This window comes from Tissierella simiarum (genome assembly GCF_018917865.1).
Classification (GTDB): domain Bacteria; phylum Bacillota; class Clostridia; order Tissierellales; family Tissierellaceae; genus Tissierella_C; species Tissierella_C simiarum.
In genome coordinates this window covers 23,199-49,855 of sequence record NZ_JAHLPM010000022.1, presented here as the reverse complement: position 1 = coordinate 49,855, position 26,657 = coordinate 23,199, and the positions used below count along the sequence as shown (strand labels likewise).

Sequence of the window (26,657 nt, the reverse complement as noted above, 5' to 3'; positions counted from 1 at the left end):
CCCAATTCGACATTATGTAAACTAATTCTAAATATAAAAAAACCTTGTAACCGAGTAGCTACAAGGACTTTAATGGTGCACCTTCAGGGATTCGAACCCTGGACCCACTGATTAAGAGTCAGTTGCTCTGCCAACTGAGCTAAAGGTGCAAAACTCAATCAACATTATTTATTATACTATGATAATGTTGATTTGTCTACATGTTTTTAAAAAAAATTATCTTTTATTTATTTTAATAAAAATTCTATAGTTACAGGATTGTGATCACTGTTTCTAAAATTATTATCTATCGCATAAGTTTCTAACACTTCAACATTATCTGATATTAAAAACCCGTCTATAACAGCTAAAAAATTATATCCATCAGTATACTCTTCAGCTAGGGTCCTTACCGTTGGAACTTCTTTATCTATTGCCCAGCTAAATCCCCTTGGTTTAAAATCTTGAGGAAGATTTTCTAACCAAAAAGGCCATTCTTCTGTAGAATTAAAACTATATGGATCAGTATCGGGTAAATTATGATTCCAGTCTCCACCTACAATAATATAGTTACCCTTAAAATATTCGTTCTCAATATAAGACTTTAAATAGTTAAGTTGCTGCTGTCTGATTACTCCACCCTTGTCAAAGGCAGATAAATGACTATTTAATAAAACTAGCTCCTTTCCATTATTTACAGGAAATCTAGTTTCTATAAAACATCTATCTAATTCAAATAGCTGAATAGGCCATTTTTCAGTACCAGGTAACTGTACTCTAAATGCATCTATAGCATGATATTTAGATAAAGTTAAGATTCCTGAATAAGCCTTTCCCATAGGTTTTAAAATGGGTACAGGAACCCAAGCTACTTTATAATTAATACCAAAAACAGAACTATAATTTGGATACTTTTCTTGAAAATATTTAACCTGGTCTATTTTATAACTTCTGCTGGAATCAAAGTCTACCTCTTGCAATAGGAGGAAATCAGAGTTAATTGTATCTAATAATTCTATAATATCATTTAAATTCCCTACTACCTTTTCTCTACTGGCAGCCCTTGAATTTGAACCACCATCTGCAAAGAAGTTCTGATTCTCATCTAACCCTCCATAACCAATATTAAAGCTAGTACAAGTTAAGGGAATACTAGAGTCAATTATTTTCCCTTGATTATTATTAATAATAATTTCAGTAATTTCTTCAGGTTTATAATTGGTTATGGTAATTATTAATAAAAATAAACCAAATAATATAGCTATAATCAATATTATTATTCCTACTTTTCTGGCAGTAACCATATTATCCCCTCTTTATTTCTAAATTTCTCTTAATTTACTCCGAAATAACCTCTTTATAATTAGAGATACATGAAAATTAATTAGTTCAATTAATATAAGGCCAACTTTTAGCAATAATTTATTCATTACCCCAAAATTCTTATCTTAAACTTATAATATAAAAAAGGCCTAGGGCCTTTTTAACTATCATAATTTTCATTTAAAAAGAATAAAGCCAAAGTTCCTGGACCTGAATGAGCTCCGATAGCAGAACCAATAATATTTATAACAAAATCAGTGCATCCAAACTTTTCTTCTATCATCGCCTTTATCTTCATTGCTGCTTCTATATCTCCACCATGACTAATTCCTATAATTTGATGTTGCAAATCTGCATTTTCAGATCTTTTGTCTATTATCTCCAGCATAGTTTTAAATACTTTATTTCTTCCTCTAACCTTCTCTATAGGCACTAATTTTCCTTCTTGGACATCTAATATAGGCTTAATATTTAATAAGCTTCCTACAAAGGCCTGAGTTCTAGATACTCTACCCCCTCTAAATAAATACTCAATGTCATCTACTGTAAATATATGTTCAATATGATCCACGTAGAAATCTAACATTTTAAGTATTTCGTCTTTAGTCTTACCTTCTTTAGCCATTTTAGCTGCCTTATATACTAGTAAACCAAATCCCATAGATGCAGATTTTGAATCAACAATTTCTAAATCTAAATCTGGATATTCTTCTTTAACTGTTTCCCTAACTACTAAGGATGTCTGATAAGTTCCAGATAAACCAGATGAAAAAGCTATGTATATAATACTATCTTCACTTTTACTGTATTCCTTAAACTTATCCTCAAACACATAAAGTGGTATTTGAGCTGTTTTATAAGATTCTCCTTTTAGCATATCCTCATATATTTTATTTGGATCTATTGTAACTTTATCCAGATATTCTTTTTCGTCTTTTATTACAATTATAGGTAATATATCTATATTATACTCATTAATTATCTCCTCTGGTAAGTCACAAGCACTATCACTTAGTATTTTTACTCCCATAATATCATCTCCTTATTTATTCCTTTTATTATAATATACCACTAGTATGTTATAAATAAAACTTAATCTTTAAAATACCGTCATATATTCTTAGTTGAATAAATAGATTATATTACCATTAATTTTAAGGGGTGGTATTAATGAAACTTCTATTCGTACGTAAAAAAACTTTTTATTGGATAATTGGCATTTTAATATTTTTAATAACTACTCTAATCCTTCTCCCCATTTTTGGATAGAAATATTAAATATTTAAAAAATGGGTATATATAATTTATAGGCACTAAAGGAGGAAAAATTTATGACAATCATGGAAAATACTTTTTTAGTAGGAATGTTAGCTAGTATAGGAGCAGGGTTAATGACAGGAATAGGAGCTATACCCATTTTTTTCACGAAAAATATTTCACAGAAGATGTTAGACGCTTTATTAGGTTTTGCAGCAGGAGTAATGTTGGCCGCCACTTCATTTTCTCTAATTATACCCAGTATAGAATATGCAGGTGGTGGACTTAGTGGAGTTTTAATAACAAGTGCTGGTATTTTAGTTGGTGGAATCTTTTTAGATTTAACAGATAAATATTCACCTCATGTTCACCTATTGGACAATAGACAGGAAGGTATTAATGCATCTCTAAAAAGGATTTGGTTATTTATCATAGCTATTACCATACATAATTTCCCCGAAGGATTAGCTGTAGGAGTAGGTTTCGGAGATAATAACATAAACAATGGACTAATATTAGCTATAGGAATAGGCCTCCAAAACATGCCCGAAGGTTTAGCTGTAGCTCTAGCTTTAGTTAGAGAAAACTATAGTTCAAAAAAGGCTTTCTTAATAGCCCTGCTTACTGGTTTAGTAGAACCTATAGGTGGATTTTTAGGGTTATGGATGGTTAAATTTTTTCAACCAATTCTCCCATTTACTCTAGCCTTTGCAGCAGGAGCAATGTTGTTTGTTATAAGTGATGAAATCATTCCTGAAACTCATAGAGGTGGACATGAAAGAGAAGCTACTTATGGGATTATGATTGGTTTTGTAGTAATGATGATTCTCGACGTAACTTTAGGTTAAAGTAAAAAGAGCAGATACTTCTTATCTGCTCTTTTCACTGATTGCAACAAGTTCCAAACCACAATATTGACTTATTAAACAGTCTAACTCCTCACTAAATCGTAAAACTTCCTCTTTATTTATTTCCCCATTCACAAGTCTATTTAATCTAATTCTCTTTTCTTCTATCTCTTTTTTTAATTGCTCCAAAATTTCAAACTCACTCATCTCTCTCTTTCCCTTCCTAATCCTTAATAATAAAATTAATTATTAGCTTTTTTGACTACCATTTCTCTGTCTACTATTTTATTTATAGTAATCCATATACTTAGTCTTTTCTCCAAAAGCTAACCCCTTTCAAGCCATATTTGTGTGCTAAAAAAGATTTCAACTCAATAAAATTTTCATCTTCTATCCATACCATATACTCACTTCGATTATTCATGTATTCAACATAATTTTGTTCACATTCTACTAACCAAACAAGTTTGCATTTAAAATTATCCATTCTTTCCTTCATAGATAGAGCCTTAAAATTTATCATAACCTTACCTTTTTTATCTTTAGATTCTTGTCATTCCCTAGTATAAAAAGAAATTCCTAATAAAATTTTACATATTAGTATGCCACTATTTATTGTATTTTTTATTCCTTTTTCACCTAGTTAATAGAGTCAACATATCTACTTGACTTACTTTCTTTAGCTGTTTCAGCATAATCCACAGTCAACTATTTTACATAAACTTTTTCTATCATAAAACTTAAATCGTATCAAACCATTAGATAAACACGTCATGTCAATTGAAATTATTAAATTTTACTTCTTTAATTCTTAAGTTAACTCCTTTATAAAACTAGTTAACAAATCCTATTTTTATAATAAACATTTTCAAAGTTAATATTTATTCAATCCAAATCATATAGACCTGCGTATACTAGTATCTAACTGATAGAATTTATTTTTCCCTCTTTACTAGATGAAAAGCTTTTAGTAAGATCCTTATCAAAACTACTGCTAATTAAAACCTAAACTTTATAACCTTTTTCACATATATATTTTACATACTTAAGATTTCCTTTGTTCTCAATATCTCCATCAGAATTAACTATGGAAAACCAAGTGGGCATTATAGCATCTCTCATATATGGATGGATTCGTCTCCCCATATGTCTAGTGTACTTTTCACAGTGTGATATAAAGCAGTATTTAGTTTCCCTTTTGGATTAAAACAATACTTATTTTATTCAATCTCAAATCTTTTTGATCTAAAAGGTTACACTTTTCAATTCTATCTTTTTTACTAATCTTATATTTTCTTTAGCAGACCTTACTTTAAGACATGTTATCTAACTTCACCAAATATTTTAGTCTCTTTATTCTTATCTAATTTCTCTATATTTGGATGTAAAAATAATAATATGTACTCACCCTTTAAATGAGTGCTTTGTAATATTTTCTACATTGTAATATTATCTTTTGTTTATCAATGATTATTTTGTTTTCTTTAAGGTAAACAACTTCCCTATGTCTAATAGTTTTTCTATTCCGAATAATCCACTTTGTCTATTGCTTCTACAGGAAAGTTTAATTCCATCGTCTATTCTCTTACTTAGCTCTTTATTTTCTAATGCAAACTCTTGAATCTTTTAATATAAATTGTCTTTAATAGTTAGGCTTGTCCTATGCGATCCTATAATTTCACCTTGATTTTAAGCTATTACAATATTAAATATTGCCAAATTCATAATAATAAACATCAATAAAAAGATATACTTTTTCTTTTTCATTTGTTAATCCCCCTTGCTTTGTCCATTGACAATTATATCAATATAATAAATATTTTTCATATAGATTATTAACCTTTATTCTAAATAATCTCTTATTTTCTTCCATTACCTAAGGTTATTGGAGAAAATAGTAAAGTTGAAGTTAATTTCTTAGATTTTTCGACAGAAATTTTAAAATAATTATATATTATATTGTATAATATAATATATATATATTAAAGATGGGAGGTAAATATATGTCTAAAGTAATAGATAGATTTTTACGTTATGTCAAATATGAAACTACTTCTGATGATAGTTCTAATACTGTTCCTAGCACCAATAATCAATTAGAATTTGCTAAAATTTTAGGAAAAGAATTAATGGAAATCGGTCTTAAAGATGTATCAGTAGATCAACGAGGTTATGTAATGGCTACACTTCCTTCAAATATTAATAAAAATACACCTACTATAGGCTTTGTTGCCCATATGGACACTAGCCCAGATATGTCTGGAAAAAATGTAAATCCTAAAATTATTAGTAATTATGATGGTGAAGATATTCTACTTAATGAAGAAAAAAATATAATTTTGTCGACAAAAGATTTTCCTGAAATAAAAAATTATATTGGTATGGATTTAATCACTACTGACGGAACTACTCTTTTAGGTGCTGATGATAAGGCAGGCATAGCTGAAATAATTACAGCTATAGAATATCTAATAGAAAATCCCTTTATTCCTCATGGAACTATAAAGATAGGTTTTACTCCAGATGAGGAGATTGGTAGAGGTGCAGATTATTTCGATGTAGAAAAATTTAATGCAGATTTTGCATATACTTTAGATGGAGGTCCTATAGGTGAACTAGAATATGAGAATTTTAATGCCGCTACAGCTAAAATATTTATACAAGGTAGAAATGTTCATCCAGGAACTGCAAAAAATAAAATGACTAATTCTATGTTAATTGGTATGGAACTTAATTCTATGCTACCTGTTAATGAGAGACCAGAGTATACAGAAGGATATGAAGGTTTTTATCATCTTGCTGACTTTAATGGCTCTGTAGAGGAAACTAGTTTTACCTATATTATAAGAGATCATTGCAAAGATAAGTTTGAAAGGAAAAAAAGTACTTTAACTGAAATTGTGAACTTATTAAACTATAAGTATAATAATGTAATTACTTTAGAAATTACAGATTCTTATTATAATATGAAAGAAAAAATTGAACCTGTTATGCATATAGTAGATATTGCTAAAAAGGCTATGGAGGATTTAGGAATACAACCATTAATTACTCCAATTAGAGGGGGTACTGATGGAGCCAGACTTTCCTATATGGGACTTCCTTGTCCAAATATCTTCACAGGTGGTCATAATTACCATGGTAAATTTGAATACATACCTACATTTGCTATGGAAAAATCTGTAGAAGTTGTTCTAAAAATTATAGAATTAGCACAAAAAATGTCCTTAGACTAATCTAAGGGCATTTTTGATGATTTATAGAAATTCTCACTATATCACAGCACTTTTTCTTCTTCTAATTATCATATCCATTAAAGTTACTATTCCAGTAACAACTAGTCTAAAATAATAACTGATAGCCCTCCATAACAGCATAGAATAGGCAAGTAAATTCTTAGTAAATAAAGGTTTAAATAGTAAATAATATCCTCCCTCTGAAGCACCAGCAGTTCCAGGAGTAGGTATATATGAAGCAGCCATATGCACTAAAGATTGAATAGCAACTATATCTAAAAATGAAGCCTCATCCAATCCTAATGCTAGATAAATAAAATACGTTATACTAAAATAACAAGTTAACTGAATAAGAGTAAGTACCAATAATTTTAAACTTTCCTTTTTATTCTCTTTTATCTTCTCAATACTCTCATTATATTCAGCCATGGATTTATCAAGTCTGTCTGTTAATTCATCTAAATTTTTAACAAGTCCTATTTTATGAACTAACTTGTATCCAAATAATATAATAGGTCTAACCCAATTAGGTCTATAGAATAATAGTATTATACCAATTAATACTATTAAGTTTAGTATAAATCCTATTATTACAAAGGGTACTGCTGCTTTAGCATCACTTAAAACAAATCCTATTTTAAATATAAACATCACTAAAGAATAAAATGTTACTGCCATTTGATAAATAATAAATTTATTAAATAGTATAGTAGAACCTTTAGGTACAGAGATTGAATCTTTAGACATTAAGTAAACCTGAACTGGTTGTCCTCCAGTTGAAAAAGGCGTTATTGCACTATAATACTGGCCAATAACTGCAATTTTCAAAGACTTAAAATAATTAATCTTGCCATGAACCGTTTTTGTTATATTATTAAGTACTAATCCGTCAAAGAACCAATCTAGTATCATCATTACTAAGGCTATTTCTAAATATCTTATTTTAGTTTCCCTAATTACTTTAGTTAAATCTCCAAAACTATTACTGTATACTACGAGATAAAGAGTTAAACAAATTATTAATAAAATGAAAATATGATTTAACTTCTTTACATTCATTTTTATCACTACCATTCTATTTTAATATTAACTTATATCCATTTTCCATTATAGCTGTTAATATATTTTTCTATTTCTCTTACATAAGTATTATTTATTTCTTTTATGATTTTATTATTAATAGAGTCAATTTTTATATTATCAATTGTAGTTATAGGAAGTACATTAACAGAAGTTCCTGACATAAATCCTCCATCCAATGAATTTAAGTCTTCTACATGAATATTCTCTTCTATTACTTTAATATTAAGTTTATTACAAATACTCAATATATGTTTTCTCGTAATTCCTAAAAGTACATCTCCTTTAGGGGCAGTATACACCTTATCACCTTTCACAAAAAACATATTAGATCTACTTCCTTCAGGTATATATCCATGCTTGTTTACTAACAAGGCTTCAAAAGCACCCTTTTCTTTTAATTCTTTAGCTACCTGTTCTTTAAAAGAGGAAATTAATACTTTAGCATTAGGATTTTCTCGTTCATAGTGAAATAGTATGGTACGTATACCCTCTCTATAATATTCTTCTGGAGGATAAAAGCTTTCAATAAAATAAGCTAAAAATACTTTACCATTTCTCTCCACATCTGTAGATATAAGCTTTATATTTAAATTGTCTATTTGATTTTTGTGTATTAATTCTCTTATATCCCTTGTAATTTCTGCTTCTGATCTCTCTATGGAGTAATTAATTATATTAGCTGATTGAAACATTCTTTCCAAATGATCCTCTAAAAATAAAGGTACTCTTTTTATAACTCTGATAACTTCATAAATAGGTGGTTTCTCAATTTTGCTAAATATTTCCAAATCATTAGTATCTCTTAACTCTCCATTTATAATGTAATATTCTTTAATAGCTTCAGCTTTCATTAATATCCCCCTTTTCTTTTAATATACTCTTACTTTTCTAAGTCTTCAAGGTTTTTTATTATAATATCTTTTTTTATTCTAAAAAGTTTAATACTGTTCTCCTTTAGTGAGCTCCTCATATCTCCTATAGATAAGACCACTTTATCTAAAGCTTTTATTTTAACGTTATCTGTTCCTATCTTTTGCCTCATTATATTTATATATTCTTCTGTACCATTTAATAAAGTTAAAGATTCTTCAATTCTTCCTTGAGAAGCTCTTAAATAACATTGATGAGCAGCATACTTTATACGACTTATTTCTCCCTTTATTTCATCTCTATATAAATCATACATTGGACCAAGATTAGACATAGACTGACTTCCATAATCATAAATATCAATAATATTCCTTTTTTCTATAGCTGTCGTAAAAAAATTTAAGCTTTCTTCAAACTTATCTGCTCTTTCTTTAGTGACACCTTTTTTCATACCTTCAACTTCAAATGCATTCCACAGTCGATGAGCATTTTCTAATTCTTTATCTACTTTCTTCCACTCTTCTAGTAATATTTCATCTATGTTAGAAGATTTACTGCCAGTTTCTCCTTTTTTGCTCTCTTGGTTTTCTTTATTTTTTTTATCAGTTTCACTACTGGTCGAAGTTCCTTCGGAGGATTTTTCTTCATTCTTTTTGTCCATCTTTATTACTGTTTCTGGTGCCTCAAGAGCCTTTTCAACTTTCTCTATACTTTTAAGTATATTATCAAGAGCTTTACTAACACCTACTAGGTTTTGAGGTGCTCTCTCTTGCTGCTGAAACTTAACTCCTGTATTCCTTTGTGATTTGCATCCTACCAAAAATATTATAGTAACTAAATATATAAAAAAAGTTCTCCTATTTTTCATCTTAAATCACCTCATAAATATTGTTTCCAGAGGCAGTTTTTTTATGTTATAAAATAGGAGAAAGGAGTCTTGAAAAGGATTCTTTTATTTTTACAATTTTTGATCTTTTATTGTATTCTTCTATAGTTATTTCTTTACAGTAATTTAAATCCTCTATAAATTGTTCTGTCATACCTAAATTAATATTTTCATCATAAATAAATGCATTAACTTCAAAATTTAATTTAAAACTTCTAATATCTAAATTCGCTGTTCCTACAGATGAAACAAAATCATCCATTAAAACAACCTTACTGTGCAAAAATCCTCGTTCATAAGTATAAAACTTAACTCCTGCTAGTAAAAGCTCTCCGATATAACTCATACTTGCCCAGTAAACAAAAGGATGGTCCGGTTTGCATGGAATCATAACTCTTACATCTAGTCCTGACAATCCTGCTAATTTTAATGCTTCAAAAATACTATCATCTGGTATAAAATAAGGTGTTTGAATATATACCTTCTCTTTAGCATTGCTTATCATCTTTAAATATCCATCTTTAATGCTAGGCCATTTAGAATCTGGACCACTACTTACAATCTGAATTCCCATATGTCCCGTATATTTATTTTCTGATAAATATACATCACAATTTCCTGTATCTTTATTAGTAGCAAATCTCCAATCTAAAAAGAATCGCCATTGAAGTCCAGCTATAGCACTACCTCTAATTTTAATATGAGTATCTCTCCAATAACCAAATTTTTTAGATAGCCCTAAATATTCGTCACCAATATTAAATCCACCAACATATGCTTCTTCACCATCTATTATACATATCTTCCTATGATTTCTATAATTTATTCTTAAACTAATTAACGGAACAAAAGGAGGGAAAAACACAGCAACCTCTCCACCTGCAGCTTTTAAATCATTAAAACAATTTTTAGCAAGCTTTCTGCCTCCCATTCCATCAAAGAGCACTTTTACTTCTACTCCTTCTCTAGCTTTTTTAGTCAGCATATTTATTATTTTCATACCTATATTATCACTCTTAAATATATAATATTGCATATGAATATATTTTTTTGCATTAGACATACTTTCAAGCAAAGCTTCAAACTTTTCTTCTCCTGAAAAATATAAATCTACATGATTATCTTCAGAAAAAAAAGATTCGCTATTCATAAGATGCATTTTAATAAGATCTTCATGTTTAATAAAATTTGGATTGGAAAAATTATATTCGTCTTTCATCATTTCTTTTTCTTGAACTAAAACAATATTTCGAAAACATCTATCTTCTTCTTCTTTTAATCTAAACATTTTTTTCTTACTTAAATCCTGACCTATGAATAAATAGAGTATAAATCCAATACCAGGTAAAAATGTTAGTGCCATTAACCATAGCCAAGTAGAAGTTGGATTCCTTCTTTCAAAAAATACTAATAGAACACCAAACAAAATATTTAGCCATAAGATATTCTTAAATACCCATAAATAACCTTCTACTATATACTCCATCATATCACCTTTAATTTAATTATTAACGTGTTAACTATTCTTTTTAGATTTATATCTTTTGTTACTATCTAATATTTTTTTTCTTATTCTAAACATAATAGGAGTAACTTCTATAAGTTCATCATCTTCAATAAATTCTAAAGCCTCTTCTAGGGACATATCTCTAGGTGAAGATAGTCTTAAAGCTTCATCAGATCCAGATGCTCTAACATTAGATTGCTGTTTTTTTCTACACACATTAACTTCAATATCTAATCCTTTAGGATTTGAACCTACTACCATTCCTTCATAAACCGGAGTCCCTGCACCTACAAATAGCACTCCTCTTTCTTGAGCTGAATGGAGACCATAGGTAGTGGCTTCTCCTGTTTCAAAGGATATTATAGAACCATCTTTTCTCTTTGGAATATCTCCTTTAAAAGGCGCATATCCGTCAAATACGGAGTTTAATATACCATTACCCTTTGTATCTGTCATAAACTCTTGTCTATATCCTATAAGACCTCTAGCAGGTATGGAAAATATAAGCCTTGCATATCCTCCATTGGATTCAGCCATGCTTACAAGTTCTCCTTTTCTTTGCCCTAATTTTTCTATCACTGATCCAATATATTCATTTAGTACGTCAATAGTTACATTTTCTATAGGTTCAAACTTTTTACCATTTTCATATTTATATAATACTTCTGGCTTAGATATTTGGAATTCATAACCTTCTCTTCTCATAGTTTCTATTAGCACAGATAAATGAAGTTCGCCCCTACCAGACACCTTAAAAGCATCTGTGGAATCAGTTTCTTCTACTCTTAAACTAACATCTGTTTGTAGCTCTTTGAAAAGCCTATTTCTTATTTGTCTTGATGTAACAAACTTTCCCTCTCTTCCTGCAAAAGGACTATTATTAACAGAAAAAGTCATAGCTATAGTAGGTTCTGATATCTTAACAAAAGGTAAAGCTTCAGGAAAATCTACAGGACATATTGTATCACCTATATGAATATCCTCTACTCCTGTTACGGCTATAAGACTTCCTACCCTTGCTTCTTCCACTTCTACTCTATTTAATCCTTCAAATTCATAAACTTTTGTAATTTTTACTTTTTCTACTTTATCTGGTTCATTTATATTTACTATTATAGCTTCCTGATTAGTGTTAATCTTACCTCTTTCAACCTTACCTATACCTATTCTTCCCACATATTCATTATAATCAATAGTGGAAATAAGAACTTGTAAAGGTCCTTCTTCATCTCCTTTAGGAGCTGGAATATACTCCATTATAGTTTCAAATAAATCTATCATGTCTTCTTTTTTCTCTTCAATGTTAAGAGTTGCTGTACCTTGCTTAGATGAAGTAAATACAAAAGGACAGTCTAAATTATTTTCACTTGCACCAAGTTCAATAAATAAATCTAATATTTCATCTATTACTTCATTAGGTCGTGCCTCTGGTCTATCAATTTTATTAATACACACTATAACAGGAAGTTCTAGCTCAAAAGCTTTTTTTAATACAAATTTAGTTTGAGGCATAGGGCCTTCAAAGGCATCTACTAAAAGTACTACTCCATTTACCATTTTTAATACTCGTTCTACCTCTCCACCAAAATCAGCATGACCTGGTGTATCTATTATATTTATCTTAGTGTCCTTATAATATACTGCGGTATTTTTAGATAATATTGTAATTCCTCGTTCTCTTTCTATATCATTAGAGTCCATAATTCTATCCTCTACTACTTGGTTTGCTCTAAAGACTCCACTTTGTTTTAAAAGGCTATCAACTAGAGTGGTTTTTCCATGATCTACGTGAGCAATTATAGCAATATTTCTTACATCATTTCTTTTAATATTCATAAAACAGATCCTTTCATATTTAAAATTATTACCTTATATCTTTAACAAAATTAATTTTATCATACATTTAGTAAAAGTCAAAGAAGAAGAATAAAAATAGCAGGGACTTGTGCCCTGCCATTACTATTCCATAAACATATAGTTATAAATCATAGTTGCAGCATCTTCACGCTTTAATTCATATTTTGGTTTAATATTTCCTGTATCTGTTCCGTCTATTTCTATAATCTTTAGTCCATAAGCTACAGACATATATCCTTTAAGCTCTTTGCTAATATCTTTTTCATCCTTAAAAATATCTTTAAAGATTTCAGAAGTATTAGCAATCTTATCATATCCCATTACTCTTATTATAAATTTAACGCCTTCTTCTTTAGTAACAATTCTTTCTGGATTCTTTTCACCTTCTCTAACTATTCCCATGGAAATTAAATCCTTATATAGATTGTCATAATTATTTTCTATTTCTTTATAAGGAGATAAGGATTTATACAATAGATATAAGAAATCTTTTTGTTTAATATTTTCCACTGGTTTAAACTCATCACCTGGTAAAGATATTCCGTACTGTGCTAAAGTCTTTATTTTATCTTTTGCATAGCTTTTATCAATATCTTTATAATCTGAAATTGTTGTTTCTTTATAAGGCTTGCCATTAGAATCTAATATTTCCCCATTTATAGCACTAATATTTAAAGGTTTTTCTTGATTAATAGCATAAACTAATTTAATTTCTTTATTTTCATCTTCAGGTTTTTCATAATCATAAACAGCTACATACATTAATTCATATCCGATATCATTAAATAAAATATCATATGCTTTGTCTAGAGAAATAATATTTTCTTTAGAAGGTAGTTTTCCTTTGTACCAATCCAAATTATAAGAATTAACTTCTCCAGTTACTGCATCAACTCCTACACTGATCTTATCATTTTCTATATAAACATTATCCATTTTTCTTATAAATTCAAAATGATAAGCTGAATCGTTGTCCTTTGTAAATTCATTTGGTAGGTATTCTATTTTACTTATCTTATCTGGACTTATCTTCTTTATATAATCTTTAGCTAAGGTTAAGCTAGTGTCCTTATTAACTTTAGGTTTTGTATTTTCATTATAAGGTTTATATTTGTAAAAACTAATTAATTCACCAGTTTTTCCATCTAAAGATATGTCTGCTGTTTGAGTTTGATTTTTATCTAAAGGTTTATTAAAATATAAAGACCATATATAGTCTCCTGGACTTTTCCAATTAGAATAAAGACTTTTACTTTGTAGTTTATAAGTATCATCTATCTTTAATATTTCTCTTGCTTTCTTCTCAATATCTTTAATATCTAAAATTCCTGCTATTTTTTCTATAGATCCTTTTTCTTCTGGAGTCAATCCATCAGAAGGACTCATTTCCTTTTCCATATTTGCTGTATCATATAAAGGTCTGTAGTTACTTATTACTATTGGTTTTCCAGTTTTTGCATCTATTGCCTTTGTTGTCATAAAGGTTGAATAAGATAGATAATAAGTCTTAGAGTCTATTTGATAAGATTGCTTATACATCGGCTTTAATCCTATCTCTTTTTTGTATGATTCTTTGGCTTTATCAATAGAAATTATATCTTTATTATCTGGAAAATTCAATTTTCTATCCCAGTTAGTATAATAATTTGTGACTTCTCCTGTATCCTTATTAACGTATATTCTTATATTATTTTCTGGATAAGGAATATTATTTATATAACGAGTAAATTCATATCCATATTCTATTGCTGACGAATACATAGGTTCTTTAATGTCTTTATGTTTTACTTCCTTTGCAACTTTAGAATCTACTTTATTGATAAAATCTAAAGCTATTTTTAATCCTTCTTCTCTAGAAAACTTAGCTAATCTAGTCTTAGGTTCTTGATAAGTAGAATAATTTTTATTATAACTAGTGATATTACCTTCTTCATCAGTATTTATATTAATATCTCCCAACTTTCCTTTGGAATCCTTCCAATTTAAATAGAAATTAGTCGTCTTGCCGTAGGTACTAACTGAAGAATCAAAACTATCATATTCATTAGAAATATTAAAAACCTTTTTCACTTTAAGAATAGCTTCCTCTAATTTTTTATCAAATCCTTTTTCTCCATAAACATTTATTGGAACTAAACTTGTAAACATTAGTATTGAAACCATAAAAATAGCCAAATGTTTTCTCATAAAAAACCCCCCTAATTAATACGCTTAACAGCTATTACTTTATTTTTCTTTACATAAAATTCATCTGAAAGTCCATTTACTATAATAAGACCTCTTCCACAGCATTTTAATTCAGCAGAATTATATGAAGAAATATCATAGTCTATACCTTTTCCTTCGTCTTCTACTTCAATTCTAACAATATTGTCAATCACCTCCAAATATAATCTTACACACTTATTATTATTACACTCATTCCCATGAAATACACCATTTATAACAAGTTCATTTAAAATTAATTTTAAATCAAACATTGTATCTTGGTCTTTTATTATACTATTTAGTTTATCTAGTATTTCATCGATAAAGACTCTGATTTTATCTAAATCGCTGCATATAGAACCACTATACTTAAAAGCCAATTACATCACTTCCATTTAATATAATATTTAAAATATAATTTTTATATAGTTATTTTACCCACATTAATATGCCTTTAATCTATACTAAACAAGTTCCTATGAAATATTATACAATAAAATTAGTTTTATAGTTTAATAAATAATATTTTTGGGTAATAATGAGATTGATTAGTAAAAAAGAAAGGAGAATTACCATGGATAGATATGTATGTGAACCATGTGGCTATGTTTATGATCCAGCTGAAGGAGATCCAGATAGTGGGATAGCACCAGGAACCCCTTTTGAAGATTTACCAGAGGATTGGGTATGTCCAGTTTGTGGGGCAACAAAGGATTTATTTTCTAAAGAATAATAGTACTTAAAAGACCAGCAATCTAAAGGGATTGCTGGTCTTTATTTAAATCCAAAATTTCTTCAAAAATCTCCCATGTTTTTTCTACATTTATTTTTTTTTCAGAAGAATAGGGTAATATTAAATTAGAACTTTCAACTCCTAATTTATTTCTTATTTGTTTTATATTTTTCTGCCATTGACCCTTGGAAATCTTATCTGCCTTTGTAGCTATGACAATTCCAGAGTATCCAAAAGATTTTATCCAATTATACATCATTACATCTTGAGATGTAGGCTCATGTCGAATATCGACTATTAAGGCTATTTCTTTTAGATTTTTTCTATTTTTTAAATATTCTTCTATTATATGTCCCCATTTTTCTTTCTCTGTTTTAGAAACTTGAGCATATCCATATCCAGGTAAATCTACAAATCTAAACTCATCGTTTATAATATAAAAGTTGATGGTTCTAGTTTTTCCTGGTTTACCACTAGTTCTAGCTAAATTTACTCTGTTTAACATTGAATTGATAAAAGAAGATTTCCCTACATTGGATCTACCTGCAAAAGCTATTTCAGGTAACTCATCTTGAGGATACTGTTTTGGTCCTACAGCAATAGCATGTAGATCAGATTTAATTATTTTCATCTTTATCATCCTTTTTAATTAATGCATGTTCTAAGACTTCTTCCATCTTTTTAACTAGGACAAAATCCATCTTCTTTCTTATCTTATCCGGAATTTCTTCTAAATCTTTCTTATTCTCTATTGGAAGCAACACTTTCTTTATTCCCATTCTATTAGCAGCTAATACCTTTTCCTTTATTCCTCCAACAGGAAGAACCCTTCCTCTTAAAGTTATTTCTCCCGTCATAGCAACTTCCCTATCAATTGGTATCTTAGATAGAGCTGATATTACGGCTGTAGCCATAGTAATTCCTGCAGAGGGTCCATCTTTTGGTATTGCACCTTCTGGAACATGGATATGAATATCCATTTCCTTATAGAAATTACTATCTATATTTAAAATCTCTGAATTGGCACGTACATAACTAATACCAGCCATAGCAGATTCTTTCATAACGTCTCCCAATTGACCTGTTAGCTGCAATTTTCCATTTCCCTTCATAGAATTAACTTCTACTGACAATGTTTCACCGCCATATGCCGTCCACGCTAATCCTGTAGCCACTCCAACTTGATTCTCTTCTACTAATGTATCTAATCGATATCTTTCTATACCAAGATACTTATATAAATTTCCGCTATTAATTCTAACTGTTTCAACGTTTTCTTCTACAATTCTCTTTGCGACTTTCCGACAGATATTGGCAATATTTCTCTCTAAATTTCTAACTCCAGCTTCTTTAGTATAATTATTAATAATATCTCTTAGACAACTTTCAGATATTATTAAATTTTTTTCCTTTAAACCATGTTCTTTTAATTGTTTAGGAAGTAAATGATTTATTATAATTTGTAACTTCTCTTCTTCTGTATATCCACTAATACGTATTATTTCCATTCTATCTAATAATGGACCTGGAATAGAAGCTGTAGTATTTGCTGTTGTAATAAAGAGAACTTTTGATAAATCAAAAGGAACTTCTAAAAAGTGATCTGTAAAAGTGGTGTTTTGCTCTGGATCTAAAACCTCTAATAATCCACTGGCAGGATCTCCTCTAAAGTCACTACTCAGCTTATCTATTTCGTCAAACAAGAATACTGGGTTTTTACTACCTGCTTTTTTAATAGAACTAATTATACGTCCAGGCATAGCTCCAACATAAGTCCTTCTATGACCCCTAATTTCTGCCTCATCTCTCACACCACCTAAAGACATTCTAACAAAATTTCTATTTAATGATTTGGCAATAGATCTAGCGATAGAAGTTTTCCCTACTCCTGGTGGTCCAACTAAACATAATATAGGTCCTCTCATATTATTAGCTAATTTTCTTATGGCTATGAACTCTAGAATCCTTTCTTTAACATCAACCAATCCTTCATGATCCTCATTTAATATATCCCTAGCCCTTTTTATATCTACTTTATCTTTCGTTTGTTTATCCCAAGGCAAATCTATTATCCAATCTAAATAGGTTCTTATAACACCAGTTTCAGCCGAATGAGGGGATACTTTATAAAGTCTGTCTACTTCCTTAAAAGCTTTTTCTTTTACTTCCTTAGGCATCTTAATTTTTTCAAGCTTTACTCTATATTCTTCAGCTTCTTCTAAAATTTCATCTTCTTCACCTAATTCTTTTTGTATAGCTTTCATTTGTTCTTTCAAATAGTACTCTTTTTGAACTTTGGTAATCTGTTTTTTAACTCTTTGGTTTATTTTATCTTCAATTCTTAATAGTTCTATTTCCTCTTGTAAGATAATATGTAGCACTTCTAATCTCTCATAGAAATCAAAAGTCTCCAGTATCCTTTGGTCATCTTCTATTTTTAAAAAAATATAAGATACTATTACATCTGCCAATCTTCCTGGATCTTCGATATCTGATATAGTTAAAAGTACATCAGAAGAAATTCTATTGTTTAATGTTGTATACTCTTCAAAGTCACTTATGACCAACCTCATAGCTGCTTCTATATCTTTATCTTTTTCAATTAAATCTGGGTCATAGGTTAATTCTTCAACTTCTGCTTCAAAATGAGGTTCTTCTTGTACTACTTCTATAATTTTGCCTCTATTAATACCTTCAACTAAGACTCTGATACTTCCTCCAGGTAATTTAAGCATTTGCTTTACCTTAGCAACAGTTCCTACATGGTAAAAATCTTCTATTTTAGGTTCATCTATTTTAGCATCCTTTTGAGTACATAAAAGAATATAAGAGTCTTCAACCATAGCTTTTTCTAAAGCATTAATTGATTTTTCTCTTCCAACGTCAAAATGGATAACCATATGAGGAAAAATAGATATTCCCCTTAAAGGTATAAACGGCAGGGTTTTTTTCTCAATTACATATGGAATTTCTTTCATGTTAATCCCTCCCTATATAAAAGGTTTTTAAATTTCTTTTTTAATAACTATATTCTATATTACCAAATATTTTTATTTAAATAAAGATAAAGAAAAAGCTCACAATTGTGAGCCTTTTAAGATGCAGATTCTTTATTGTCTGTTTTCTTTGACCTACTTTTCTTTTTTCTATCAGAAAGTACTAAAGTAGGCTCTCCCTTGTTTTCTATTGTTTCTTTGGTTATAACACATTTTTCTATATCATCCCTAGAAGGAATTTCATACATTATATCTAGCAGTGTTTCTTCTATTATGCTTCTTAAACCTCTAGCACCTGTTTTTCTTTCAATAGCCTTTTTAGCTATTAAACGAAGTGCTTCTTCTTCAAATTCTAAATCAACTTCATCCATTGCAAATAACTCTTTGTATTGTTTTACAAGAGCATTTTTAGGCTCTGTAAGAATTTTAACAAGAGTTTCTTCGTCTAATTCTTCTAAAGTTACTATTACAGGCAATCTACCTACAAACTCTGGAATCAAGCCATACTTTAGCAAATCCTCTGGCTGAATTTCTTTTAATAATTCACCAATTTTTGCTTTTTCTTGGCTTCTAATTTCAGCTCCAAATCCCATAGTTTTTTTACCTATACGATTTTGAATCAATTTATCTACACCATCAAATGCTCCACCAACGATGAATAATATATTAGTGGTGTCTACTTGAATAAACTCTTGATGTGGATGTTTTCTTCCTCCTTGAGGAGGAACATTAGCAATAGTTCCTTCAAGAATTTTCAAAAGTGCTTGTTGAACACCTTCACCACTTACATCTCTCGTAATAGATGGATTTTCTGTTTTTCTTGCTATTTTATCGATTTCATCTATATATACTATACCTTTTTCTGCTCTCTCTATATCATAATCAGCTGCTTGGATTAATTTCAAAATAATATTTTCTACATCTTCTCCAACATAACCTGCTTCTGTTAATGACGTAGCATCAGCTATAGCAAAAGGAACATTTAATATCTTTGCTAAAGTTTGAGCTAGTAGTGTTTTACCAGACCCAGTAGGTCCTATCATTACTATATTACTTTTTTGCAATTCAATATCGCTATTTTTTGTTGGTTTTTTATTTATTCTTTTATAATGATTATATACGGCTACAGCTAACGCTCTCTTTGCCCTTTCTTGTTTTATAACATATTCATCTAAAGTATCTTTAATATTAGATGGTTTTGGTAACTCCTGCATATCATAATCATAACTTTCTATGAACTCTTCATCAATAATCTCTTGACACAGTTCTATACATTCATTACATATATATACATTAGGACCCGCAATAAGCCTCCTAACTTGGTCTTGTGGCTTTCCACAAAAAGAGCAGCGAAGCTGTTTGTCATCATACTTAGCCATGGTGACACCTCACTTAAATTATTTTCTTGGATTTTACTATTCCATCTATTATACCATATTTTTGGGCTTCATCAGCTGTCATAAAGAAATCTCTGTCAGTATCCCTTGAAATCTTTTCTAATGGTTGACCTGTTCTTTCGCTTAATATTTTATTTATAAGCTCTCTAGTTTGAATAATCTTTTCTGCATGAATTCTAATATCTTCAGCTTGACCCCTAGCTCCACCTAAAGGCTGATGGATCATAATATCAGCATTAGGTAATGAAAATCTTTTGCCTTTTGCTCCTGCCGCAAGTAAAAAAGCACCCATACTAGCAGCCATACCCATACAAGTAGTAGATACATCAGGTTTAATATACTGCATAGTATCATATATTGCAAATCCTGCACTAACAGATCCACCTGGGCTGTTTATATAAAGTTGTATATCTTTATCTGGATCCTCAGATTCTAAGAATAGTAATTGAGCAACTACTAAATTTGCAGTTACATCATTAATTTCATCTCCTAGAAATATAATTCTTTCTTTTAATAACATAGAGTAGATATCGTAAGACCTTTCTCCTCTACTAGTCTGTTCTACAACAACAGGTACTAAAGCCATATCTTACCCCTCCTAACAAAGCTTAATTAATTTTGGCATTTACCATAAGAAGTTCTATAGTCTTATCTCTCATTATACCCGTTTTAAGGTATCCTAAATCTCCTCTTTTCATATCGCTTATAAACCTTTTAACATCTTCTTGTTGATACTCTTTAGCCATTTTTTCTAATTCTGCATCAACATCTTCCTCTGTTACTACTAAATTTTCAGCCTTTCCAATAGCATCTAGTACTAAATCACCTTTAACTCTTTTTTCAGCTACTGGTCTTAATTGATCTTTTAAATCATCCATAGTAGTACTAGTTAATGTTAAATATTGATCTAAATTTAAACCTTGCATTTTTAATCTATAATCAAATTCTCTAATTTCATTTTCAACTTGAGTGTCTATCATAACTTCTGGTATATCAACTTCTGATATTTCCATTGTCTTTTCTATTATTTTATTTTCTTTTTCAATTTTTTCTTTATTTTTAAAATCTTTTTCTAGTCTTTCTTTAATGCTTTCCTTATATTCATCTAAAGTATCAAAATCACTTACGTCTTTAGCAAACTCATCATCTAATATAGGTAATTCTTTTTCCTTTACTTCATGAATAGTTACTTTAAATACAGCATCTTTATTTTTTAGTTTTTCTTCAAAGTAATCTTCTGGGAACTTAACATTAACTTCTACAGTTTCTCCCTTTCTTTTACCTATTAGTTGTTCTTCAAATCCTGGAATAAATGTATTGGATCCAATTTCTAATTGTTGATTTTCAGCAGTTCCTCCTTCGAATTGTTCTCCATCTACATATCCTTCAAAATCAATGGTTAAAATATCTCCATCTTTAATTTCTCTATCTCCCGCTTCAATTATTCTTGCATTCATTTCTTGAATAGATTTCAATTCATTATCTAAAATTTCATCTGTAACATTATACTCTATTTTTTCGATTTCTATACTTTTATAATCTCCAAGGTTTACTTCTGGTTTTATAACAACTTCAACCTTTATCATTACAGGTTTTCCTTTTTCAAGTTGTTCAATATCTACTTCTGGAGAATCAACTGGTTCAAGATTTAAATCCGCAATAGCTTTATCATAAGCTTCTGGTAAAATTATATTTAAAGCTTCTTCATAGAATATTCCTTCGCCATAATTCATTTCGATTATTTTTCTAGGAACTTTTCCCTTTCTAAATCCTGGAATATTAAATCTACCTCTGTTTTTTAAGTATGCTTTTTGAACGGCTTTTTCAAAGTTTTCTTCAGTAACTTCAATATTAAAGGTAGCCTTATTGTTCTCTTTTTTTTCTAAAACAACATTCATTAATTACTTCCTCCTTAAACAATATAGTTATCCACTTTAAAGCTAATTTATTATATCATAAAATTATATCATAACAAATATTAATATCCAATTATTTGTGTAAAAATGTATGTAGAACGAAGATTATAAGAGATAATTATAGTTTGATCTAGTCAATTTTGCCTCAATATGGAAAAATACATTTTTTTAAAAAAACATATGAAAAAAACCAATGGTTACAACCACTGGTCTAATGCTGGTGCGGGAGAGAGGACTTGAACCCCCACGTCAATGACACTAGATCCTAAGTCTAGCGCGTCTGCCAGTTCCGCCACTCCCGCATAAATTAAGGAGTAATTTCCTTACTATTTAATTATAGCACTCTGAAATTTCTTGTCAATAATATTTTTAAATATTTTTTCTAATATTTAAAAATATAAAGAGCTGCATTTTATGCAACTCTTTATAGATTAAATAAATTTTATTTTAAGAAAAATTTTAAAAACAAGAATGTAAACAAACCAAATAATACTCCTCCTAAAAGTACAAGGGGCATTATTATCTGATATGCTGCAATAATCATTGCAAGTATATCCTTCCTAGTAAATTCATAGGAGTCTTCTTCATGTTTTCTATCTACTTCATGTTTTATTTCTCTTTCATGCTCACCAATAGTTTTTTTATTCGGCAAAGTGGCACGCCACAAAATGTTCTCCTCCTAAATCTCTAAACTCAGGGACTTGCTCTTTACAAATATCTTTCGCATACATACAACGAGTGTGGAACTTACATCCTGATGGTGGATTAGCAGGACTTGGAATATCTCCTTCTAGAAGGATTCTATTTCTTTTAGTTCTTGGATCTGGTTTAGGTATTGCTGAAAGTAAAGCTTGAGTATATGGATGCTTTGGACTATCAAATAAAGCATTTTTACTTGCCAACTCTACCATTGATCCAAGATACATTACTCCTACCCTATGGCTTATATATCTAACTACCCCTAAATCATGGGATATAAACATATAAGAAATCCCTAAATCATGTTGTAAATCTGTTAATAGATTTATTATCTGTGATTGTATGGATACGTCTAACGCTGATACAGGCTCATCAGCTACTATAAAAGATGGATTTAAAGCTAAAGCTCTCGCTATGCCTATACGTTGTCTTTGTCCACCAGAAAACTCATGAGGATATCTATTTATATGATAATTTGCTAGTCCACATTTTGTAATAACTTCTACAACATATTCATCTAATTCTTTCCCTTTCTTATATAGACCATGTTCTATTAAAGATTCCCCTACTATAGAAGATACTGTCATTCTTGGGTTCAGTGAACTATATGGATCTTGAAATACTATTTGCATTTCCCTTCTTAGAGCTTTCATTTCATCCTTAGGTGCATTGAGAACGTCTTTACCCTTATATGATACTTCACCATCTGTAGCTTCATATAGTCTAAGCAAGGTTCTTCCCAATGTAGACTTTCCACAACCAGATTCTCCTACTATACCTAAAGTTTCTCCTTCTCTTATAAAAAGCGAAACACCATCTACAGCTTTTACATCTCCAACTTTTTTTCTTAAAGCTCCTTGATATATAGGAAAATATTTTTTAAGATTATTAACTTCTAGTATTTTTTCACTCATTACCTAGTCACCTCCTCGGCTCTAAAGCATGCTACCTTATGTCTAGTCCCAATTTCTCTTAATTCAGGCTGACTTTTCTTACACTCTTCAGTAGCAAATTTACATCGAGGATTAAAATAGCATCCCTTTGGAAGATACAATGGATTAGGTACAGAGCCAGGTATAGTCTCCAACCTTTTTCCCTCTTCAACTAAAGAAGGAATAGAACCCATTAAACCAATTGTATAAGGATGTCTAGGATTTTCAAACAGTTCTATAATAGGTGCATCTTCTACAACTTTTCCTGCATACATTACTATAACATGGTCTGCCATTTCTGCAATTACTCCTAGATCATGGGTAATAAGCATTATGGAAGTATTCAATTTATTCTTTAAATCATTCATTATTTCTAGTATTTGAGCTTGTATAGTAACATCTAAAGCTGTAGTAGGTTCATCAGCTATCAAAAGCTTTGGCTGACAAGCTAAAGCCATAGCAATCATTACCCTTTGTCTCATTCCTCCAGATAGTTGGTGAGGATATTCATCTACTATTTTTTCAGCTCTAGGTATACCTACTAATTTAAGCATTTCTATAGCCCTATTTCTGCCTTCTTCTTCTGACATTTTTTGATGAAGCATTAAAACTTCTGCAATTTGAAATCCTATTGTAAATACAGGATTTAAAGACGTCATTGGTTCTTGAAATATCATAGATATATCATTACCTCTAATGCTTCTCATTTCTTTATCAGAAACTTTAGTTAAATCCTTACCATTAAATAAGATTTCCCCATCCACAATCTTTCCAGGTGGATTAGGTATTAGCCGAAGGATAGACATAGCAGTGATACTTTTTCCGCAACCCGACTCTCCTACTATACCTATAGTTTTCCCAGGCTCAACTGTAAAGTCTACTCCATCTACTGCTTTTACAACTCCATCATCTGTATAAAAATAAGTTTTCAAACCTTTTACTTCCAATAATTTCTCCATTTTCTATCCTCCTTTATCTTGATTTAGGGTCTATAGCATCACGAAGTCCATCACCGAATAAATTGATACTCATAACTGCTAAGAATATACATATTCCTGGTGGCAACCATAACCATATTCTGTTCTTCAATACATATATATCCCTTGCATTTTGAACAAGGTTACCCCAAGTAGGTACTGGTGGTGTTACTCCTAAACCAAGGAAGGATAGTGCCGCTTCACTCATTATAGCTCCTGCCATACCTAAAGTAGCACTTACTATTATATATCCAACAGTATTTGGTATTAAATGTCTCCATATAATTTTACTATCTCTTATTCCTAAAGCTTTAGCTGCTAGAACAAATTCTTGTTCTCTTAAGGATAATATTTGTCCTCTTACCATTCTAGCAAGACCAGGCCAGCTTAATAGCCCAATTATAAGCATTACTATATACATTTTTTGCTCTGGTGGAACTCTGACACCAACAACTGCCGATACAGTAATAGCTAAAGGCAAAAATGGAAAAGACATAAATACTTCTACTAGTCTCATTAAAGCATTATCTATCCATCCACCATAGAAGCCTGCTACGCCTCCTACAAGTGCTCCTACAATGATTTCTATTATAACAGCAAACAAACCGACTTTCATAGAAACCCTTCCGCCATATAAAATTCTAGTTAAATAATCTCTACCTAATTCATCAGTGCCTAATAAATGTTGTTTAGAAGGTTTTTGATTTGTCTTTGTAAAGTCCATTTCATAGGGATCATAAGGAGTTAAATAGGGTGCCAAGAGAGCAGCTAAAACTAGTACTATAAATATTGCAAGTCCAACTTTGGCAATCTTATTTTTATTAAACTTTCTTCTAACTAATTTCCAAGGAGTCAATATATCTTGTTGTTCTTCTGTATTATTAACTTTCTTTTGTTTGATTTCTTTACTTTTTTCAGTCATTTTTTTGCCCTCCTTCCACTATTCTACTTTTATTCTTGGGTCTACAAGAGCGTAACCTATATCTGCAAATAGATTACCAAGTAAGGTTAGTAATGCAAAAAACATATTAAGTGCCATCATTAAATTGTAGTCCCTCATAGTTATAGAATCCATCATAATATTTCCTATCCCCGGCCATATAAATACCTTCTCTAGAATAACTGCTCCTGAGAAAAGTCCAGGTATTTGGAATCCAACAATGGTTACAATAGGAATTAGAGCATTTCTAAAAGCATGTTTATATATTACTACTTTTTCTTCTAGTCCTTTGGATCTAGCAGTACGTATATAATCTTGATTGATTACTTCCAAAGTACTTGTTCTAGTATATCTAACTAAACTAGCCATACTTCCAATAGTTAATACTATTGCTGGTAATACCATGTGATATAATATATCTTTTACCCTAGCAAAACCAATAGCATTTTTTCCAGGTGTCACCATACCATTAATAGGGAAAATTTTAAATTTGATTGAAAAGAAATATATCAATAATAAACCAAAAAAGAACGATGGCATAGAAATACCAATTATTGAAAATACGGTCCAGAAATTATCTACTTTAGAGTATTGTTTCGTCGCACAAATTATACCTATCGGTATAGAAATAGCAAAAGCAAATAAATAAACTACAATATTTAATAAAAAACTATTCCACATAAATTTAGGTATTACATCTTTTACAGGTCTTTTATATATATATGAATCACCAAAATCTCCTTTTATACTCCTACCTGCCCATTTAAGATATTGAATATGAATAGGATCATTTAAGCCTAGCCTTTCTCTTTCTGCTTGTCTTTGTTCTGCTGTAGCTTTTGGATCAAGATTTGCCCCTACAGGATCTCCAGGTGCTAATTGTATTATTCCAAATATAAGAACTGAAATTACTATTATAACTGGAATAAGGTGTAGTATCCTCCTAACTATATACTTTAGCATGATTTCCCTCCTTAACTATTACTGATTTAATGCTATAAAGTTCACATTAA

At 29.9% G+C, this 26,657-nt stretch carries 24 protein-coding genes and 2 tRNA genes; 3 read left to right on the top strand and 23 right to left on the bottom strand.

Annotated elements, in window-relative coordinates; all coding sequences use genetic code 11:
- Positions 1-73: 73 nt before the first annotated feature.
- The 3 genes from KQI42_RS18465 to KQI42_RS18455 all read right to left on the bottom strand — a co-directional run bounded on the left by KQI42_RS18465 (position 74) and on the right by KQI42_RS18455 (position 2,332).
- Positions 74-149, bottom strand: a tRNA-Lys gene (locus tag KQI42_RS18465).
- A 78-nt stretch (positions 150-227) separates the two neighbouring features.
- Complete coding sequence (locus KQI42_RS18460) at positions 228-1,283, bottom strand: endonuclease/exonuclease/phosphatase family protein (RefSeq protein WP_216521911.1); 1,056 nt, start codon at positions 1,281-1,283, stop codon at positions 228-230.
- A gap of 179 nt (positions 1,284-1,462) precedes the next feature.
- Positions 1,463-2,332, bottom strand: a complete 870-nt coding sequence (locus tag KQI42_RS18455; protein ID WP_216521909.1) for a DegV family protein — start codon at positions 2,330-2,332, stop codon at positions 1,463-1,465.
- A gap of 310 nt (positions 2,333-2,642) precedes the next feature.
- Between KQI42_RS18455 and KQI42_RS18450 the strand changes: the two genes are divergently transcribed.
- Positions 2,643-3,407 carry a ZIP family metal transporter gene (locus tag KQI42_RS18450; RefSeq protein ID WP_216521915.1) on the top strand — a complete coding sequence of 255 codons (765 nt, stop codon included), beginning with the start codon at positions 2,643-2,645 and terminating at the stop codon, positions 3,405-3,407.
- A gap of 21 nt (positions 3,408-3,428) precedes the next feature.
- On the opposite strand, the gene KQI42_RS18445 is transcribed toward KQI42_RS18450, so the two are convergent.
- Together KQI42_RS18445 and KQI42_RS18440 are read right to left on the bottom strand one after the other, a co-directional pair.
- On the bottom strand, positions 3,429-3,614 hold the full coding sequence (locus KQI42_RS18445) for an aspartyl-phosphate phosphatase Spo0E family protein (protein ID WP_216521907.1): 186 nt from the start codon (positions 3,612-3,614) through the stop codon (positions 3,429-3,431).
- A gap of 100 nt (positions 3,615-3,714) precedes the next feature.
- Complete coding sequence (locus KQI42_RS18440) at positions 3,715-3,930, bottom strand: hypothetical protein (RefSeq protein WP_216521906.1); 216 nt, start codon at positions 3,928-3,930, stop codon at positions 3,715-3,717.
- Positions 3,931-5,410: 1,480 nt separating this feature from the next.
- Between KQI42_RS18440 and pepT the strand changes: the two genes are divergently transcribed.
- Positions 5,411-6,643, top strand: coding sequence for a peptidase T (gene pepT / locus KQI42_RS18435; protein WP_216521904.1), 1,233 nt, complete (start codon positions 5,411-5,413; stop codon positions 6,641-6,643).
- A 36-nt stretch (positions 6,644-6,679) separates the two neighbouring features.
- On the opposite strand, the gene KQI42_RS18430 is transcribed toward pepT, so the two are convergent.
- From KQI42_RS18430 to KQI42_RS18400, 7 genes are all read right to left on the bottom strand, one after another.
- On the bottom strand, positions 6,680-7,702 hold the full coding sequence (locus tag KQI42_RS18430; protein WP_216521902.1) for a lysylphosphatidylglycerol synthase transmembrane domain-containing protein: 1,023 nt from the start codon (positions 7,700-7,702) through the stop codon (positions 6,680-6,682).
- Positions 7,703-7,734: 32 nt separating this feature from the next.
- Complete coding sequence (locus KQI42_RS18425) at positions 7,735-8,577, bottom strand: aminotransferase class IV (RefSeq protein WP_216521900.1); 843 nt, start codon at positions 8,575-8,577, stop codon at positions 7,735-7,737.
- Positions 8,578-8,606: 29 nt separating this feature from the next.
- Positions 8,607-9,464: a hypothetical protein gene (locus KQI42_RS18420; protein ID WP_216521899.1), complete on the bottom strand. Its 858-nt coding sequence runs from the start codon at positions 9,462-9,464 to the stop codon at positions 8,607-8,609.
- A gap of 46 nt (positions 9,465-9,510) precedes the next feature.
- Complete coding sequence (gene cls / locus KQI42_RS18415) at positions 9,511-10,971, bottom strand: cardiolipin synthase (RefSeq protein ID WP_246566738.1); 1,461 nt, start codon at positions 10,969-10,971, stop codon at positions 9,511-9,513.
- Positions 10,972-10,998: 27 nt separating this feature from the next.
- Positions 10,999-12,825 carry a translational GTPase TypA gene (gene typA / locus KQI42_RS18410; RefSeq protein WP_216521898.1) on the bottom strand — a complete coding sequence of 609 codons (1,827 nt, stop codon included), beginning with the start codon at positions 12,823-12,825 and terminating at the stop codon, positions 10,999-11,001.
- Between the two features lie 123 nt (positions 12,826-12,948).
- Positions 12,949-15,033, bottom strand: a complete 2,085-nt coding sequence (locus tag KQI42_RS18405; protein WP_216521897.1) for a YcdB/YcdC domain-containing protein — start codon at positions 15,031-15,033, stop codon at positions 12,949-12,951.
- Between the two features lie 11 nt (positions 15,034-15,044).
- Complete coding sequence (locus KQI42_RS18400; protein WP_216521896.1) at positions 15,045-15,434, bottom strand: ATP-binding protein; 390 nt, start codon at positions 15,432-15,434, stop codon at positions 15,045-15,047.
- A gap of 194 nt (positions 15,435-15,628) precedes the next feature.
- On the opposite strand from KQI42_RS18400, the gene rd reads away from it, so the two are divergent.
- A complete protein-coding gene (gene rd, locus KQI42_RS18395; protein ID WP_216521895.1) occupies positions 15,629-15,787 on the top strand; it encodes a rubredoxin in 159 nt (52 codons plus the stop codon).
- A gap of 22 nt (positions 15,788-15,809) precedes the next feature.
- Here rd and yihA read toward each other — a convergent pair whose 3' ends face one another.
- The 11 genes from yihA to KQI42_RS18340 all read right to left on the bottom strand — a co-directional run bounded on the left by yihA (position 15,810) and on the right by KQI42_RS18340 (position 26,607).
- Positions 15,810-16,418, bottom strand: coding sequence for a ribosome biogenesis GTP-binding protein YihA/YsxC (gene yihA / locus KQI42_RS18390; protein ID WP_216521893.1), 609 nt, complete (start codon positions 16,416-16,418; stop codon positions 15,810-15,812).
- Positions 16,405-18,765 (bottom strand): endopeptidase La, encoded by a 2,361-nt coding sequence (gene lon / locus KQI42_RS18385; protein WP_216521891.1) that lies wholly within the window; start codon positions 18,763-18,765, stop codon positions 16,405-16,407. Before lon ends, yihA begins: the two co-directional genes overlap by 14 nt.
- A gap of 116 nt (positions 18,766-18,881) precedes the next feature.
- Entirely contained in the window at positions 18,882-20,162 is a 1,281-nt protein-coding gene (gene clpX / locus KQI42_RS18380) for an ATP-dependent Clp protease ATP-binding subunit ClpX (protein WP_216521889.1), read from the bottom strand.
- 13 nt (positions 20,163-20,175) lie between these two features.
- The gene (gene clpP / locus KQI42_RS18375) at positions 20,176-20,766 is read right to left on the bottom strand and encodes an ATP-dependent Clp endopeptidase proteolytic subunit ClpP (RefSeq protein ID WP_216521888.1); all 591 of its coding nucleotides are present in this window, start codon (positions 20,764-20,766) and stop codon (positions 20,176-20,178) included.
- Between the two features lie 22 nt (positions 20,767-20,788).
- A complete protein-coding gene (gene tig / locus KQI42_RS18370) occupies positions 20,789-22,078 on the bottom strand; it encodes a trigger factor (RefSeq protein WP_216521887.1) in 1,290 nt (429 codons plus the stop codon).
- A gap of 236 nt (positions 22,079-22,314) precedes the next feature.
- Positions 22,315-22,398, bottom strand: a tRNA-Leu gene (locus KQI42_RS18365).
- 140 nt (positions 22,399-22,538) lie between these two features.
- The gene (locus KQI42_RS18360) at positions 22,539-22,763 is read right to left on the bottom strand and encodes a hypothetical protein (protein WP_216521886.1); all 225 of its coding nucleotides are present in this window, start codon (positions 22,761-22,763) and stop codon (positions 22,539-22,541) included.
- Positions 22,738-23,709 (bottom strand): ABC transporter ATP-binding protein, encoded by a 972-nt coding sequence (locus KQI42_RS18355; RefSeq protein ID WP_216521885.1) that lies wholly within the window; start codon positions 23,707-23,709, stop codon positions 22,738-22,740. The genes KQI42_RS18360 and KQI42_RS18355 overlap by 26 nt, the downstream gene beginning before the upstream one ends.
- Positions 23,709-24,686, bottom strand: a complete 978-nt coding sequence (locus KQI42_RS18350) for an ABC transporter ATP-binding protein (RefSeq protein WP_216521883.1) — start codon at positions 24,684-24,686, stop codon at positions 23,709-23,711. Before KQI42_RS18350 ends, KQI42_RS18355 begins: the two co-directional genes overlap by 1 nt.
- A gap of 13 nt (positions 24,687-24,699) precedes the next feature.
- Entirely contained in the window at positions 24,700-25,626 is a 927-nt protein-coding gene (opp4C, locus tag KQI42_RS18345; protein WP_216521881.1) for an oligopeptide ABC transporter permease, read from the bottom strand.
- 18 nt (positions 25,627-25,644) lie between these two features.
- On the bottom strand, positions 25,645-26,607 hold the full coding sequence (locus KQI42_RS18340) for an ABC transporter permease (RefSeq protein ID WP_216521879.1): 963 nt from the start codon (positions 26,605-26,607) through the stop codon (positions 25,645-25,647).
- Positions 26,608-26,657: the final 50 nt, after the last annotated feature.